Annotated in this window: 12 protein-coding genes and 1 riboswitch; of the genes, 6 read left to right on the forward strand and 6 right to left on the reverse strand. The window is 65.3% G+C overall.

The annotated features are described in order from the left end of the window. Positions 1-63: 63 nt before the first annotated feature. Genes J7396_RS08230 through J7396_RS08240 form a run of 3 tightly spaced genes read right to left on the reverse strand, consistent with a single transcriptional unit; the run spans position 64 to position 3,394 of the window. Positions 64-1,152, reverse strand: a complete 1,089-nt coding sequence (locus J7396_RS08230) for a homoserine dehydrogenase (protein WP_031423670.1) — start codon at positions 1,150-1,152, stop codon at positions 64-66. Beyond that, positions 1,149-2,366 carry an O-succinylhomoserine (thiol)-lyase gene (locus tag J7396_RS08235; RefSeq protein ID WP_029819947.1) on the reverse strand — a complete coding sequence of 406 codons (1,218 nt, stop codon included), beginning with the start codon at positions 2,364-2,366 and terminating at the stop codon, positions 1,149-1,151. The genes J7396_RS08230 and J7396_RS08235 overlap by 4 nt, the downstream gene beginning before the upstream one ends. Then, positions 2,363-3,394 carry a homoserine O-succinyltransferase gene (locus tag J7396_RS08240; RefSeq protein WP_011348198.1) on the reverse strand — a complete coding sequence of 344 codons (1,032 nt, stop codon included), beginning with the start codon at positions 3,392-3,394 and terminating at the stop codon, positions 2,363-2,365. The genes J7396_RS08235 and J7396_RS08240 overlap by 4 nt, the downstream gene beginning before the upstream one ends. A 69-nt stretch (positions 3,395-3,463) precedes the next feature. Then, a riboswitch (SAM riboswitch) is annotated at positions 3,464-3,584 on the reverse strand. A gap of 127 nt (positions 3,585-3,711) precedes the next feature. Here J7396_RS08240 and J7396_RS08245 point away from each other — a divergent pair. The 4 genes from J7396_RS08245 (at position 3,712) to J7396_RS08260 (ending at position 9,094) form a co-directional block, all read left to right on the forward strand. Then, on the forward strand, positions 3,712-4,617 hold the full coding sequence (locus tag J7396_RS08245; protein ID WP_209261285.1) for a M23 family metallopeptidase: 906 nt from the start codon (positions 3,712-3,714) through the stop codon (positions 4,615-4,617). A gap of 138 nt (positions 4,618-4,755) precedes the next feature. Beyond that, on the forward strand, positions 4,756-6,360 hold the full coding sequence (locus tag J7396_RS08250) for a peptide chain release factor 3 (protein ID WP_031423675.1): 1,605 nt from the start codon (positions 4,756-4,758) through the stop codon (positions 6,358-6,360). 75 nt (positions 6,361-6,435) lie between these two features. Next, positions 6,436-7,080 carry a hemolysin III family protein gene (locus J7396_RS08255; protein WP_008572085.1) on the forward strand — a complete coding sequence of 215 codons (645 nt, stop codon included), beginning with the start codon at positions 6,436-6,438 and terminating at the stop codon, positions 7,078-7,080. A gap of 58 nt (positions 7,081-7,138) precedes the next feature. Then, positions 7,139-9,094, forward strand: a complete 1,956-nt coding sequence (locus J7396_RS08260; protein WP_209261286.1) for an AsmA family protein — start codon at positions 7,139-7,141, stop codon at positions 9,092-9,094. Positions 9,095-9,106: 12 nt separating this feature from the next. Here the strand turns inward: J7396_RS08260 and J7396_RS08265 are convergent, their stop codons facing one another. From J7396_RS08265 to mtgA, 3 genes are read right to left on the reverse strand one after another with little or no spacing between them, the layout of a single operon-like run. Further along, positions 9,107-9,535: a CBS domain-containing protein gene (locus J7396_RS08265; RefSeq protein WP_014090742.1), complete on the reverse strand. Its 429-nt coding sequence runs from the start codon at positions 9,533-9,535 to the stop codon at positions 9,107-9,109. After that, positions 9,495-10,541, reverse strand: coding sequence for a glycosyltransferase family 2 protein (locus J7396_RS08270; RefSeq protein ID WP_008572082.1), 1,047 nt, complete (start codon positions 10,539-10,541; stop codon positions 9,495-9,497). The genes J7396_RS08265 and J7396_RS08270 overlap by 41 nt, the downstream gene beginning before the upstream one ends. Continuing rightward, positions 10,538-11,284, reverse strand: coding sequence for a monofunctional biosynthetic peptidoglycan transglycosylase (gene mtgA / locus J7396_RS08275; RefSeq protein ID WP_008572081.1), 747 nt, complete (start codon positions 11,282-11,284; stop codon positions 10,538-10,540). The genes J7396_RS08270 and mtgA overlap by 4 nt, the downstream gene beginning before the upstream one ends. Before the next feature lie 74 nt (positions 11,285-11,358). Here mtgA and J7396_RS08280 point away from each other — a divergent pair, with 74 nt between their 5' ends. Continuing rightward, positions 11,359-12,249: an Hsp33 family molecular chaperone HslO gene (locus tag J7396_RS08280; RefSeq protein ID WP_109290808.1), complete on the forward strand. Its 891-nt coding sequence runs from the start codon at positions 11,359-11,361 to the stop codon at positions 12,247-12,249. A 153-nt stretch (positions 12,250-12,402) separates the two neighbouring features. Next, on the forward strand, positions 12,403-13,236 hold the full coding sequence (locus J7396_RS08285) for a hypothetical protein (protein WP_029819951.1): 834 nt from the start codon (positions 12,403-12,405) through the stop codon (positions 13,234-13,236). The last annotated feature ends 183 nt before the right edge of the window (positions 13,237-13,419 follow it).

Consider the following 13,419-nt stretch of genomic DNA (forward strand, 5'->3'; position numbering starts at 1 on the left):
CGCGCGCGCACCGCAGCGCCGCAAGGCGCACGGCAACGCACCGGCGTCAGCTCGGTCGCGCCATCAGCCGGCCACGATCCGCAACACGTCATCCAGCAACGCCGCTGCAGTCACCTCGGCGCCCGCGCCCGGGCCCTGGATCAGCAGCGGCTGCGCGCGATAGCGGTCACTGCTGATCGCCACGCGGTTGTCGGTCCCGGCACCGCCGGCCAGGGGGTGGTCCAGCGCCAGCTCACGCAATCCCACGCTTGCACCATGCGCGTCCACACGGCCGACAAAGCGCAGGCAACGCCCTGCCGCACGCGCTTGTTGCCAACGCGCGCCCACCACCGCATCCAGCGCGCCCAACTGCGCATCCAGTTCAGCAAGCGGCGCCTTGGCAATGACGGCAGGCACCAGCGATTCCACATGCACCTGCTCGGCTTCCAGTTGCCACCCCGCGGCACGCGCCAGGATCAGCAGCTTGCGCCGCACATCCTCGCCAGAGAGATCGATGCGTGGATCCGGCTCGGTATAACCAGCCGCCATTGCTTCGCGCACACAGGCGGAAAACGCGCCACTGCCGTCGTAGCGATGAAACAGCCACGCCAACGATCCGGACAACACGCCTTCGATCGAATGAATGCGATCCCCGCCGGCGACCAAGGCGCGCACGCTGCTCAACACCGGTAGCCCGGCGCCCACAGTGGCGCTGTCTCCGTAATACGCGCCGCTGGCATGGCGGGCCGCATGCAGCGCCTGCGCACGCGACAACGCGGTGCCCTGGCCCAGTTTGTTGGCGGTGACCACATGCACACCGCGCTGCAACCATTCGACATGCCAATCGGCCACGACATCGCTGGCAGTCGCATCCACCAGTACATCGCCGGCACGCAGTGCGGTGGTTTCTGCCCAGGGCTGCAAGAGCGTTTGCCCGCGCGGCGCCGCATTGGCGTGCTGCAGGGCCTGCTCGGCGCTGACGCCACAATCCTGCGCAATACGCGAATTGGCCAGCCAATCGAAGCGCGGCAAGCGCAGTTGGCGCTGCTGCAGCGCGGTGTAGCGCGTCACGAACGCGCGCCCCACGGTGCCGGTCCCCAGCAAGGCCAGGCGCGGTGTGGGCGTCACTGCAGCGACCGGAGCGCGGCGCGAAACGGGCAGGACATTGCTCACGCGTCGACCTGTTTGCGGCTGGCGGTGGTCAGGGTCGCTTCGGCACGGGCCAGGCCGGCGCGCAGATCGATCAGCAGATCGTCGGCCGATTCGATCCCGATCGACAAGCGCAGCAAGCCATCGGAAATACCGGCTGCCGCACGCGCTTCGGCGGTCATTGCCGCGTGCGTCATCGAGGCCGGATGCGCGATCAGGCTTTCCACTCCGCCCAACGATTCGGCCAGGGTGAAGTAACGCAAGCCATCGACGAACGCACGCACGGCCGCTTCGCCGCCTTCCAGCTCGAAACTCATCATCGCCCCGAAGCCCTTCTGCTGACGCGCGGCCAGTGCATGGCCCGGATGCGAGGCCAGCCCCGGAAAATACACCCGATTCACCGCCGCATGGCCGTCCAGCAACGCAGCGATCGCATCGGCGTTTTCCTGATGCACGCGCAGCCGGGCATCCAGCGTGCGCAGACCGCGCAAGGTAAGGAAGGCATCGAACGGCGAGCCGGTCAGGCCCAACGCATTGGCCCACCACACCAGTTGCTGATGCAGTTGGGCATCGCGTGCCACCACCGCACCGCCCACCACATCGCTATGGCCGTTGATGTACTTGGTGGTGGAGTGCAGGACCAGATCGGCACCGAAATCCAGCGGCTTCTGCAGCGCCGGCGACAGGAAGGTGTTGTCCACCACCGTCAATGCGCCGACCTTCCTTGCAGCTTCGATGACAAAGCGCAGATCGGTGATGCGCAGCAGCGGGTTGGACGGGGTTTCGATCAGCACCAGCTTGGGCGACTGCGCCAATGCGTCGGCCAGCGAACGCGGATCGGTCAGATCCGCGGTGATCAGCGCGAAGTGGCCTTTCTTGGCCAACGCATTGAACAGGCGCCAGCTGCCGCCGTACGCATCATGCGGCACCACCAGCGTATCGCCGGGTTGCAGCACCGCGTTGAGCACCAGATTGATCGCGCCCATGCCGGTGGAGGTGATCACGCCGCCCGCGCCGCCTTCCAGTTCGGCCAGCGCTTCGCCTAACAGGTCGCGGGTCGGATTGCCGCTGCGGGTGTAGTCGTACTGGCGCTTGTTGCCAAAACCATCGAACGAGAAATTCGACGACAGCACGATCGGCGGGGTCACTGCCCCGTAGGCGGTGTCGCGATCGATACCGGCACGCACGGCGGCGGTGGCAGCAGTACAGGGGGCGTCGGTGGGGTCACGAAAGCTCATGCGGTTTCTCCGGTGCTGCGAAGGGCGGTAGTGAGGATTGCGTCGATGCGATCGATTTCTTTCAGGAAGGCGTCGTGCCCATACGGCGAGCGCAACACGCGCAGGCTGCCGCGCGGGCCGAGGCCTTCGACCAGGCTGACCATGTCGGCCAGCGGTACCAGGCGGTCGCCCTCCACCGCCACCACCACGGTGGGCACGCGCACTTGCGCGGGGTCGATGCGATGCAGGTCGATCGATTCGGACAGGCGCAGATACGCGTTCACCGGCGTGCGCGCTACGTACTGCGCACCGGCGGCGTCCAGATAGTCCTCGGCGGCCACACGCACGCGGCCGTTGATGACCTCCGGCGGCGCATCGAAGCGCTCGCTGAATTCTTCCGGCGTGCGGTAGCTGAGCATGGCGAACTGACGCGCCAGCGCCAGGCCATGCTGCTCCGCGCACTGCAGCTGGCCCAGCGCCACCGCGCGGCGCTGCAGGGCACGCCAGGCCGCCGCATACGGATGCGCGCGGTGCGCGCCGCTCACCGCGACCAGGGTGCCGACACGGGCCGCATGGCGAATTGCAAATTGCAATCCCACCAGCGCACCGTAGGAATAGCCGACAAAGCCATGCAAGCGTCCGATGCCCAGCGCGTCCAGCAAGGCGGCAATCGCATCGGCCTGATCGGCGGTATCGATCGGCGCGTCCAGGTTGCCATCGGCACCGAGAAAGTCGAATGCCAGCAGGCGACGCGCGGCAGGATCCAGTGCGCGGCCATCGCCGACCAGCCCATCCACCCAGCCCTTTTCGGGGAACAGGTCGCTGGCGGCCAGATGGCGGTGCGCGGAAATGCCGCCGGCCACGAAAACCACCGGCGCATTGGCCGCGCCGATCAGTTCATAGCGCAGCCGCAGCTCGCGCATGCCGGCATGGCGCATCGGCAGGGCGATGACGCGTTCGCCGCGCACGGCAGTGATGCCGTCGTCGCTGCTGGCGGGGGTGTCAACGAAATCGTTGGTAGACGGCGATGCTGTGTTCACGAGGCTCATGGCGGTATCCAGGTGGATCGGCCATCGAGCTTCGCGGAGCTCGCGTTCGACGTGCGCAAGGCACGATTCGAACCATCTTTCGGCGGACGCGGAGGTCCCCGCAGGATTTGGCACCAAACGCGGACGCTTGCGCGCTCCGCTGGCTGCCCCGGCATCAAAGGGCCTGTCCCTCCGCCGGTCTCGATGGTGAGGCTAAGATGCCACCGGAATTTTGCGATGTCAATCTCTTCATGCGGATGGAAAGATATATTTTCATCCGATACCACTCCGGTCGATGTTGGGCCGCATACTTGCGCCCCCTTGCTCGAGTCGATGGCGTGCCCTACCACGTGTCTCGTACTGCCCTGCCCGCCCTGATCGCGGCATGCGTCCTGCTGCCGGCCTGGGCACCTGCGGCACCCGCACAACAGCCTTGGCATTGGCCCGGCGCTGCAAACCACTCGCCCCAGGCACCTGACACACCACCCGCGACGGCAGCCACAGGCACTGGCGCCTCGCTGCAACTGGAATGGCAGGCACCGGTGTATCTGGCCTGGGTCACCAATCCACTGGCCGGGCCTGCGCAACTACGCCTGAGCGCACCGCCCAGCGAGGATTACCGCGCCGTGCCGCAATTACCGCTGACGCTCGAGTTGGCCGCACACGAGCGCCGCCTCGTGACCCGGCTGTATCCAGCCAGCAATCAGCGCACCCTGGGCGGTTTCGGCCTCACGCTCGAGGTGGTGCCGGGCGATCCGAGGGCCGCCCCGCAGCCGGTGCGCTATCAATTGCCATTCCACAACGTGCCGGTGCAGGTGGCGCAGGGCTTTGGCGGGCAGTTCAGCCACGCCGATCCGCCCAACTGGTATGCGGTGGACTTCGCCATGCCGCAGGGCACGCCGGTGCTGGCAGCGCGCGAGGGCGTGGTCATGGAAGTGCAGCGCGATGTCCTCGACAGCACCCCAAGCGACCCCGCCGCTGGCGGCGGCAACCTGGTGCGCGTCCTGCATGCCGACGGCAGCATGGCCCTGTACGCCCACTTGGCGCCCGACGGCGTGGCGGTGCGACCTGGCCAGGCGGTGCGCACCGGCGAACGGCTTGGCGCCTCAGGCAATACCGGCTTCAGCACCGCGCCGCATCTGCATTTTGCAATCCAGCGCAATGCCGACATGCAGTTGCTCTCGTTGCCGTTCCGCATGCTCGGCCCGCAGGGCGAGCTGCGGTTTCCCTCGCCGGCGCCCTGACCGCCACAGGCTTGACCGACGTCCGCCGCCCAAATCGCCGAGCCCAACCCCTGCCGCAAAAGCGTGCCGCAGCGAAGCCGCTATAATCGTCGGCTTCCTCAGTTTCCGCAGGCGTCCGACCGGGCGCGCGCCCCGCCCATGTCCGAAGTCTCCAACGAAGCCGCGCGCCGGCGCACCTTCGCCATCATTTCCCATCCAGATGCCGGCAAGACCACGCTGACCGAAAAGCTGTTGCTGTTCGGCGGCGCGATCCAGATGGCCGGCTCGGTGAAGGGCCGCAAGGCCGCACGCCATGCCACCTCGGACTGGATGGCGCTGGAAAAAGAGCGCGGCATCTCGGTGACCTCCTCGGTGATGCAGTTCCCGTACGAGGGCAAGATCGTCAACCTGCTCGACACGCCCGGCCACGCCGACTTCGGCGAGGATACCTACCGCGTGCTCACCGCGGTGGACTCGGCGCTGATGGTCATCGACGTGGCCAAGGGCGTGGAAGAACGCACCATCAAGCTCATGGAAGTCTGTCGCCTGCGCGACACGCCCATCATGACCTTCATCAACAAGCTCGATCGCGAGGGCAAGAACCCGATCGATCTGCTGGATGAAGTGGAAACCGTGCTCGGCATCCAGTGCGCGCCGGTCACCTGGCCGATCGGCATGGGCCAGCGCCTCAAGGGCGTGGTGCACCTGATCTCCGGCGAAGTGCATCTGTACGAACAGGGGCGCAATTTCACCCGTCAGGATTCCACCATCTTCCCCTCGCTGGAGGCGCCCGGCCTGGTCGAAAAGATCGGCGAACAGATGCTGGACGAGCTGCGCGAGGAGCTGGAACTGGTGCAAGGTGCCAGCAACCCGTTCGATCTTGACGCGTACCGCGCCGGCCAGCAGACCCCGGTGTTCTTCGGTTCGGGCGTCAACAATTTCGGCGTGCAACCGTTGCTGGATTTCTTCGTCGAACACGCACCGCCGCCGCAGGCGCGCGAGACCACCGGCCGCCGCGTGGAGCCGACCGAAGCCAAGCTGAGCGGCTTCGTGTTCAAGATTCAGGCCAACATGGATCCGCAGCATCGCGACCGCGTGGCCTTCATGCGCGTGTGCTCTGGCAAGTTCACTGCCGGCATGAAGACGCTGCATGTGCGCAGCGGCAAGGACGTCAAATTGGCCAATGCACTGACCTTCATGGCGTCCGATCGCGAGATCGCCGCAGAAGCGTGGCCGGGCGATGTCATCGGCATCCATAACCACGGCACCATTTCCATCGGCGACACCTTCACTGAAGGCGAATCGCTGTCGTTCACCGGCATTCCCAACTTCGCGCCGGAACTGTTCCGCCGCGCGCGCCTGCGCGATCCGCTCAAGCTCAAGCAATTGCAGAAGGGCCTGGCGCAGCTGTCCGAAGAGGGCGCCACGCAATTCTTCCGCCCGTTGATGAGCAACGACCTGATCCTGGGCGCGGTCGGTGTACTGCAGTTCGACGTGGTCGCGTACCGGCTCAAGGACGAATACGGCGTGGATGCGATCTTCGAGCCGGTGAGCGTCACCACTGCACGCTGGGTGCACTGCGACAATCCCAAGAAGCTGGAAGAATTTCGCGAAAAAAATGCCGGCAACCTGGGCATCGACGCGGCCGGCCAGCTGGTGTACCTGGCACCGACTCGCGTGAATCTGCAGCTGGCACAGGAACGCGCGCCGGATGTGCGCTTTTCGGCCACCCGCGAACATGCGCATGTCAAGGCGATCGATTGACCTGCACATGACCTGCGGCAAGCGTGCGGTACCGCTGGCGATGCGAATTGCTCGCAATTGCGGTACCTTTTTGGCATGAACGCAGACGCCTCCCCCTCGACCGACCTGCGCGACGAAATCGCCAGTGCCGTCACGCACGGGCTGGGTGCGGTTGCCGCACTGGCCGGTGGTTCGGTGCTGATCACGCTGGCCGCCATCTATGGCGATGGCTGGCAACTGGCCACTGCCATCGTGTTCAGTGCCACGCTGGTATTGCTCTACGTTGCTTCCACGCTGTTCCATGCCATTCCGCATCCGGGCGCCAAGGCGCGCCTGCAGGTGCTCGATCATTGCGCGATCTATCTGCTGATCGCCGGCACCTACACACCGTTTACGTTGATCAATCTGCGCGGCCCCTGGGGCTGGGGATTGTTCGCCGCCATCTGGACGATCGCCGCCGCCGGGGTGATCTTCAAACTGTTTTTTACCGGTCGCTTTCGATTGCTCTCGACGGTGCTGTATCTGGCGATGGGCTGGCTGATCATCGTGGCCATCGAGCCGCTGCTGCGCTCTGTCGACACCTGGTCGCTGTGCTGGCTGCTGGCTGGCGGGCTCTTCTACACCTTGGGCACGTATTTCTATCAGCGCGACACCCAGCGTTACTTCCATGCCATCTGGCATCTGTTCGTGCTCGCCGGTAGCGCTTGCCACTTCGTTGCGGTGACCGCGCAGGTGATGTGATCTGTGACCGACAGCGCGTTCGCGCGCCGTGCACGAGCCATCGCCAACCATTGTGCACGTGAACAACGTGCCCTCCTCTCCCGCTCATTCGCCCGCCCGCGTCTCGCGCCGTCGCCGCTGGTGGATCGGGCTCGGCATCGTTGCTGTCCTCATAACGATCTTCGTCCTGCTGTTCGACTGGAACTGGTTACGCGGGCCGGTCGAACGCGCGGTCAGCGCGAAGACCGGGCGCGAATTTCATCTGGGCCATCTGGATGTCGATCTGGGCCGTATCACCACGGTGCGCGGCGAGCGATTGAGCTTGGGCAATGCGCCTTGGTCCAAGCGCGGCGCGATGGCAGAAATGAACGCGGCCGAGATCGATGTCGAATTCTGGCCATTGCTGCGCGGCAGTCTGCGGCTGCCGGAGATCCGGCTGGAGCACCCCACCCTATTGCTGGAAGCCGGCAACGACAGCCATCCGGGTAACTGGGTCTTCGACCAGAGCGATGGCGACGGCAGCATGCCGCGCCTGGGCCGCCTGTTGGTGCACAACGGGCGGCTGCAATATATCGACGATGCCAGCCGCTCGGACGTGGATGTGGCGATCAATAGCCTGGCGCCGCCCAGCAGCGACCAGCGCGCTGCGCCGATCGGCATCGATGGCAAGGGTCGCTGGAAAGGCTACCCGTTCTCGCTCAAGGGCAATACCGCCTCGCCACTGGAATTGAGCCAGACCGAACACCCCTTCCGCATCGATCTGCGCGGCAGCGCCGGCGCCACGCGGACGCATGTGCGCGGCACCTTGACCAATCCGTTTCAGTTCCGGGTGTTCGACCTGCAGATGGCGCTCAGCGGGCAGGATATGGAAGACCTGTACCCGCTGATCGGCGTCGCGATGCCCTCCACGCCGCCTTACAAGCTGGACGGCCGCCTGCGCCGCGACGGCGATGTCTGGCACTATGAAAAGTTCACCGGCACTGCCGGTGACAGCGATCTTTCCGGCACTGCAGAGATCGACCTGCGCAACAAGCGCCCGTTCCTGCGCGCAGACCTGGCGTCCAAGCGGCTGGATTTCGACGATCTGGCCGGGTTCGTCGGCGCGCCCCCCAAGACCGGAACCAACGAATCGGCAAACGCCGAGCAGAAAAGGCAGGCCGCGCAGCTTGCCGTCAGCCCACGCGTTCTGCCGGCAACGCCTTACGACTTGTCCAAGTTACGTGCGATGGATGCCCAGGTTCGTTGGCGTGCGCAGCGCATCAACGCGCCGTCCTGGCCACTGGACGACATGGATGCCGCGCTGACTCTGAAAGACGGCTTGCTGCGGTTGGATCCATTGAACTTCGGCGTTGCCGGCGGCGACATCCGCTCCACCATCGGCATGGATGCGCGCAATGCAGTCATCACCACCCAACTGAAGGCCAGCATTCGCGGCATTCGTCTGGATCAGCTGTTTCCCGATGCCGCGCTCGCCAAGCAGGCCTCGGGTGCGATCGGCGGCGAGCTGGATCTGCGTGGCCGCGGCAACTCCATCGCCGCGATGCTCGGCAGCGCCGATGGCAGCATCGGCGTCGGCATGGGCCGCGGCCATGTCGGCAACCTGATCATGGAGCTGGCTGGCCTGGACATCGCAGAATCGCTGAAATACCTGCTCACCAAGGACCGGCAGATCCCCGTGCGCTGCATCTTCGGCGACTTCGGCGTGCAGGACGGGCTGATGCAGTCGCGGGCACTGGCCTTCGATAGCACCGACACCATCATCGTCGGCGAAGGCAACATCAGCCTCAAGAACGAAACGCTCGATCTGCTGCTGCGTCCGCGCCCGAAAGATCGCAGCATCCTCAGCCTGCGCTCGCCGCTGCGGATCGGCGGCACCTTCAAGGACCCAAGCTTCCGCCCCGACTTCAAGGCGTTGGGCGTGCGCGGCGCGATCGCGGTCGCGCTCGGCAGCATCGCACCGCCGGCGGCCCTGCTTGCGACCTTCGAACCAGGCCCTGGCAAGGACAGCGATTGCGGCGGCAAGTACGCGCAGTAAGGCAACGCCGCGTCAGCTGGCGATGTAACGCTGCAGCTGGTCGATATCCTGCCGCTGCGCTTCGATCACCGCCTTGACCAGGTCGCCGATCGAAATCACGCCTTGCACGCGGCCGTTTTCGACCACCGGCAGATGGCGAAAGCGTCCGTCGGTCATGAGTTGCATGCAGCGCTCCACCGTGTCCGACGGCGTCACTGTCACAACCTCGGCGCTCATGATCTCGGCGACGCTGGTCGTGGAAGACGCGCGATCGCGCAGTACCACCTTGCGTGCGTAATCGCGCTCGGAAACGATACCGACCAAGCGCGTCCCTTCCATCACCAGGACCGCGCCGATGGCCTTCTCGGCCATCAGGCGAATCGCCTCGATCACCGCGGCATCGGCGGCAACCGCAAATACCTCAACCTGCTTGGTCCCCAACAGCTGTCGTACGGTCTGCATGGCCCGCTCCGCGCTTGGTCTGGTGATCGCAGACTACTCCCACCGCGCCGCGGTGGGTATCGACCAGATACAGCGGGCGCTGCTTGGCCTCGTCGTACAGGCGGCCCAGGTATTCGCCAATCAGGCCCAGGGCAATCAGCTGAACGCCCCCCAGAAACAGGATCACCGACATCAGCGTCGGCCACCCGGCCACTGGGTCGCCCATCAGCGCAGCCTTGATGACGACCCACGCGCCGAACAGGAACGCCAGCACCGCGGTCAGCAGGCCCAGATATGTTGCCGCGCGCAGCGGCACCGTGGAAAAACTGGTAATGCCATCGAGCGCGAAATTCCACAGCCGCCATACCGTGAACTTGCTGTGCCCAGACAGACGCGGCTCACGCCGATACGGCAGCGCTACCTGGCGAAACCCGACCCAGCCGAAGAGCCCCTTCATGAAACGGTGGCGCTCGCGCAGCTGCTGCAAGGCTTGCACGACACGCGGCGACAGCAAGCGGAAATCGCCGGTATCGGCAGGAATCGGGGTACGCGACAAGCGCCGGATCACCCGATAAAACGCGTGCGCAGCGCTACGCTTGAGCCAACTCTCGCCCTCGCGAATGACCCGCGTACCGAAGATGTTGTCGTAGCCGCCACGCCATAGCGCAACGAATTCCGGGATCAGCTCCGGCGGATCCTGGCCATCGGCATCGAGCAACACCACCGCACCCGGGAGCACGTGGTCCAGTCCGGCAGAAATCGCCACTTCCTTGCCGAAATTGCGCGACAACCGCACCGCACTCACCTGCGCATCCGCTTCGGTCAGCGCATGCAACACCTCCCAGGTGCCATCGGTGCTGCCGTCGTCGACATACAGCACGTGCGTCTGAAGTCCGGGCAGCTGCGCCAACACCGCGCACAGGCGCGGATGCAGCAGCGGAATGCTGGTTTCTTCATTGAAGGCCGCGATGAGCACCGTCAGGCGTTCGGGTGCCGGCGGCAGTTGCGCAGTCTCGATCGTGCTCACCGTGATGGCCCCTGCAGATAGGCAGGGCCGCCCAACTGGCGCGCCTGCCGCTGGATCCACGTCGCACGCCGCTGCACGAATGCACCAGGACGACGCGCGTCATAGCGCCGTGGCGATGGCAACACCGCTGCCAGGCGTGCCGATTCGCTTGGCGACAAGCCTGCCGCATCCTTGCTCCAGAACTGCTGTGCAGCCGCCTGCGCGCCATACACCCCGTCGCCGAACTCGGCCACGTTGAGATACATCTCCAGGATGCGTTGCTTCGGCCAGAACAGCTCGATCAACACCGTGTACCAGGCTTCCAGACCCTTGCGCACCCAGCTGCGGCCCTGCCACAGGAACACATTCTTGGCGACCTGCTGACTGATGGTGCTGGCGCCGCGCACGCGTCCACCGCGGGCATTGTGATCGCGCGCCTTCTCGATCGCCTGCAAGTCAAAACCGTGGTGCATCGGAAACTGCTGATCCTCCGCAGCCACCACCGAAATCGGCAGGCTTGCGGCGATCTTGTCGTAATCACGCCACTGCTGATGCAGCGAAAAACGCCAGTCGCCCTCGCCCCAGGCTTCCAGGTAACGCCCCACCATCATGCTGCTGATCGGCGGATCGACCACCCGCAAGATCAGCACCTGCAGCACGCTCGCCGCTGCAAACAGCAGCGGTGCCGCCATCAGCCAGCGCAACCAGCGCCGCGCGCGCCGCGGTGGCGCCGCCTGCTTGCCATCCCATGCATCCGTCCCCATTGTTCGCTACGACCTTCAATCCCGATGCCTGCCGCATTATCCGGCAACCCGCGTCCCTTACGCCCGATGTTTCCATGACCGATCACGATCAGCTTTCCCGTTTCCTGCTGCCCGCCGCCGGCGTGCGCGGCGTCCATGTGCGCCTGACCAAGGCCTGGCACGACATCCAGGGTGCCGCCGCCTACCCACCCGCCGCGCGCCAGCTGCTCGGCGAAGCTGCGGTGGCCGCTGCACTGTTCACCGGCCACACCAAGGTCGACGGGCGCCTGTCGGTGCAACTGCGCGGCAACGACATCTTGCGCACCCTGTTTGCCGAATGCACCGCCGCCGGCACCTTGCGCGGCATCGTGCAGCTGGCCGAGGATGCGGATGCGCCGACCGACCTGCGCGAACTGGGCGAGGCCGCGCTGCTGGCGATCACCATCGAGAACCCCGGCCTGGACCCGCGCGAGCCGCAGCGCTACCAGAGTCTGGTCGGCATGCAGGCACCTGATCTGGCCGAAGCCTTCGAAACCTATTTCCAGCAGTCCGAGCAGTTGCCGACGCGCTTGCTGCTGGCCGCTGGCCCGGATCAGGCCGCCGGCCTGCTGCTGCAGAAGCTCCCCGGCGATGAAGGCGATAACGATGGCTGGACCCGCATCGGGGCCCTGTTCGACACCCTGGGCGCACCGGAGCTGCTCTCGGTCGCCGGCCAGGACCTGCTGCATCGCCTGTTCCACGAAGAAGCGCCGCAGTTGCTCGGCAGCAAGCCACTCAGCTTCGGCTGCTCCTGTTCGCGCGAGCGGGTTGCCTCGATGCTGCAATCGCTGGGCGAAGAGGAGGCGCGCGCGGCCGCCGAGGCTACTGGCGAAGTCGAGGTGCGCTGCGAATTCTGCGGTCGTGAGTATCACTTTCCGTTGACCGCGCTGGACGTACTTTTCAACGCGGCGCAGCCCTCGCAGGAAGCGCCGGAAAGGTTGCAATAGATAGGATGACGGTTGCGTTCCGGGGGCACGCGACCACTTGTTAAATAATCATAAACACCCTAGCATCCTAATTGCCCGCTCTCGGGAACTTAACAACTGCCCCTGGGTCTGACCTCTGGTATGCGATACCTCCTGCGCCTCCCGCTAGCTTTGATGGTTGCCCTCGCGGCGGCCACTGGCGTGCATGCGCAGTCGGCGCAACAGTTGCGCGAAAGCACGATCCTTCCGGTGTGGAACAAGGGCAGCGGCAAGGTGGAAGCGTTTCTGTACCTAGAGCCGACCGGCGAGCAGAAAGCCGGTGCACGCTGGCATTTCGGCCGCAACTCGCTCGATGCGGCGTTTGGCCTGAGCTCCGGCGACTCGCTTGGCCTGCTTTGCAACAGCAGCCGCGGCACCAACATCAGCGGTCTTGCCAGCCACTGCCTGCTTGCAGGCATCGGCGATGACGAAGAAGACAGCGCGGCTGCCTCGCGCCGCGTGTCCGGCACGCTGGGCTTCAATCGCGGCACTGGCCGGGTGGGCGTCACTGCCGGCACTGGCCGCGACACCCTGCCCGCCTGGCTGATCGGTGCAGGCAAGGCCCCGCTGACGCGGGTCGAGCAAAACGACCTAACCGTCTTCGGGCAGAAGAACATCGGCCGCGAAGGCTTTGTTTCGATCGGCGGCACGTATGCTCGCGCACGCCTGGTCCCGCTGGCCGACGTGTCCCCGGCCATTGCCGACCAGTGGGACAGCAAGACCCTGAGCGTTGGCGGCGGCTACGGTGCCTTTAGCGCAAATGTCATTGGTCGCGTCGTCGATGTCCCGGGCCAGCCCGAAAAGTGGGAAGGCCTGGGCCTGGGCCTGACGTGGCGCACCCCCTGGAGCGGCCAACTCACCGTTGGCGCCGAGAACGTCATTTCCCGCGGCAAGAACCCGTTCGCACCGAGTAACGAGAGCAACAGCGACGGTACGGTTCCGTACGTCAGATACGAGCAGGACCTGTAACCCACTGATTCCATAGCAATTCTCATAACGCCATCGGCCCGCAGCCGGTGGCGTTTTTCGTTGCGGATCACGCGCCCGGCTGCCACTTTCACAACCTTCTTCTTTTTCGTTAACGGGACTTTAATTTCTCTCACAACGCATATACCATCGGTTCACCCTGACGTTTTGGATCCGCTTTTTTCG

This window comes from Xanthomonas sp. A1809, from assembly GCF_017746015.1.
Classification (GTDB): Bacteria; Pseudomonadota; Gammaproteobacteria; order Xanthomonadales; family Xanthomonadaceae; genus Xanthomonas; species Xanthomonas euvesicatoria.

Coding starts and splice junctions, on each gene's coding strand:
- J7396_RS08250 (WP_031423675.1), top strand. CDS start 4,756: ATGTCCGAAGTCTCCAACGAAGCCGCGCGCCGGCGCACCTTCGCCATC.
- mtgA (WP_008572081.1), bottom strand. CDS start 11,284: ATGGGGACGGATGCATGGGATGGCAAGCAGGCGGCGCCACCGCGGCGC.
- J7396_RS08255 (WP_008572085.1), top strand. CDS start 6,436: ATGAACGCAGACGCCTCCCCCTCGACCGACCTGCGCGACGAAATCGCC.
- J7396_RS08265 (WP_014090742.1), bottom strand. CDS start 9,535: ATGCAGACCGTACGACAGCTGTTGGGGACCAAGCAGGTTGAGGTATTT.
- J7396_RS08285 (WP_029819951.1), top strand. CDS start 12,403: ATGGTTGCCCTCGCGGCGGCCACTGGCGTGCATGCGCAGTCGGCGCAA.
- J7396_RS08240 (WP_011348198.1), bottom strand. CDS start 3,394: ATGAGCCTCGTGAACACAGCATCGCCGTCTACCAACGATTTCGTTGAC.
- J7396_RS08235 (WP_029819947.1), bottom strand. CDS start 2,366: ATGAGCTTTCGTGACCCCACCGACGCCCCCTGTACTGCTGCCACCGCC.
- J7396_RS08280 (WP_109290808.1), top strand. CDS start 11,359: ATGACCGATCACGATCAGCTTTCCCGTTTCCTGCTGCCCGCCGCCGGC.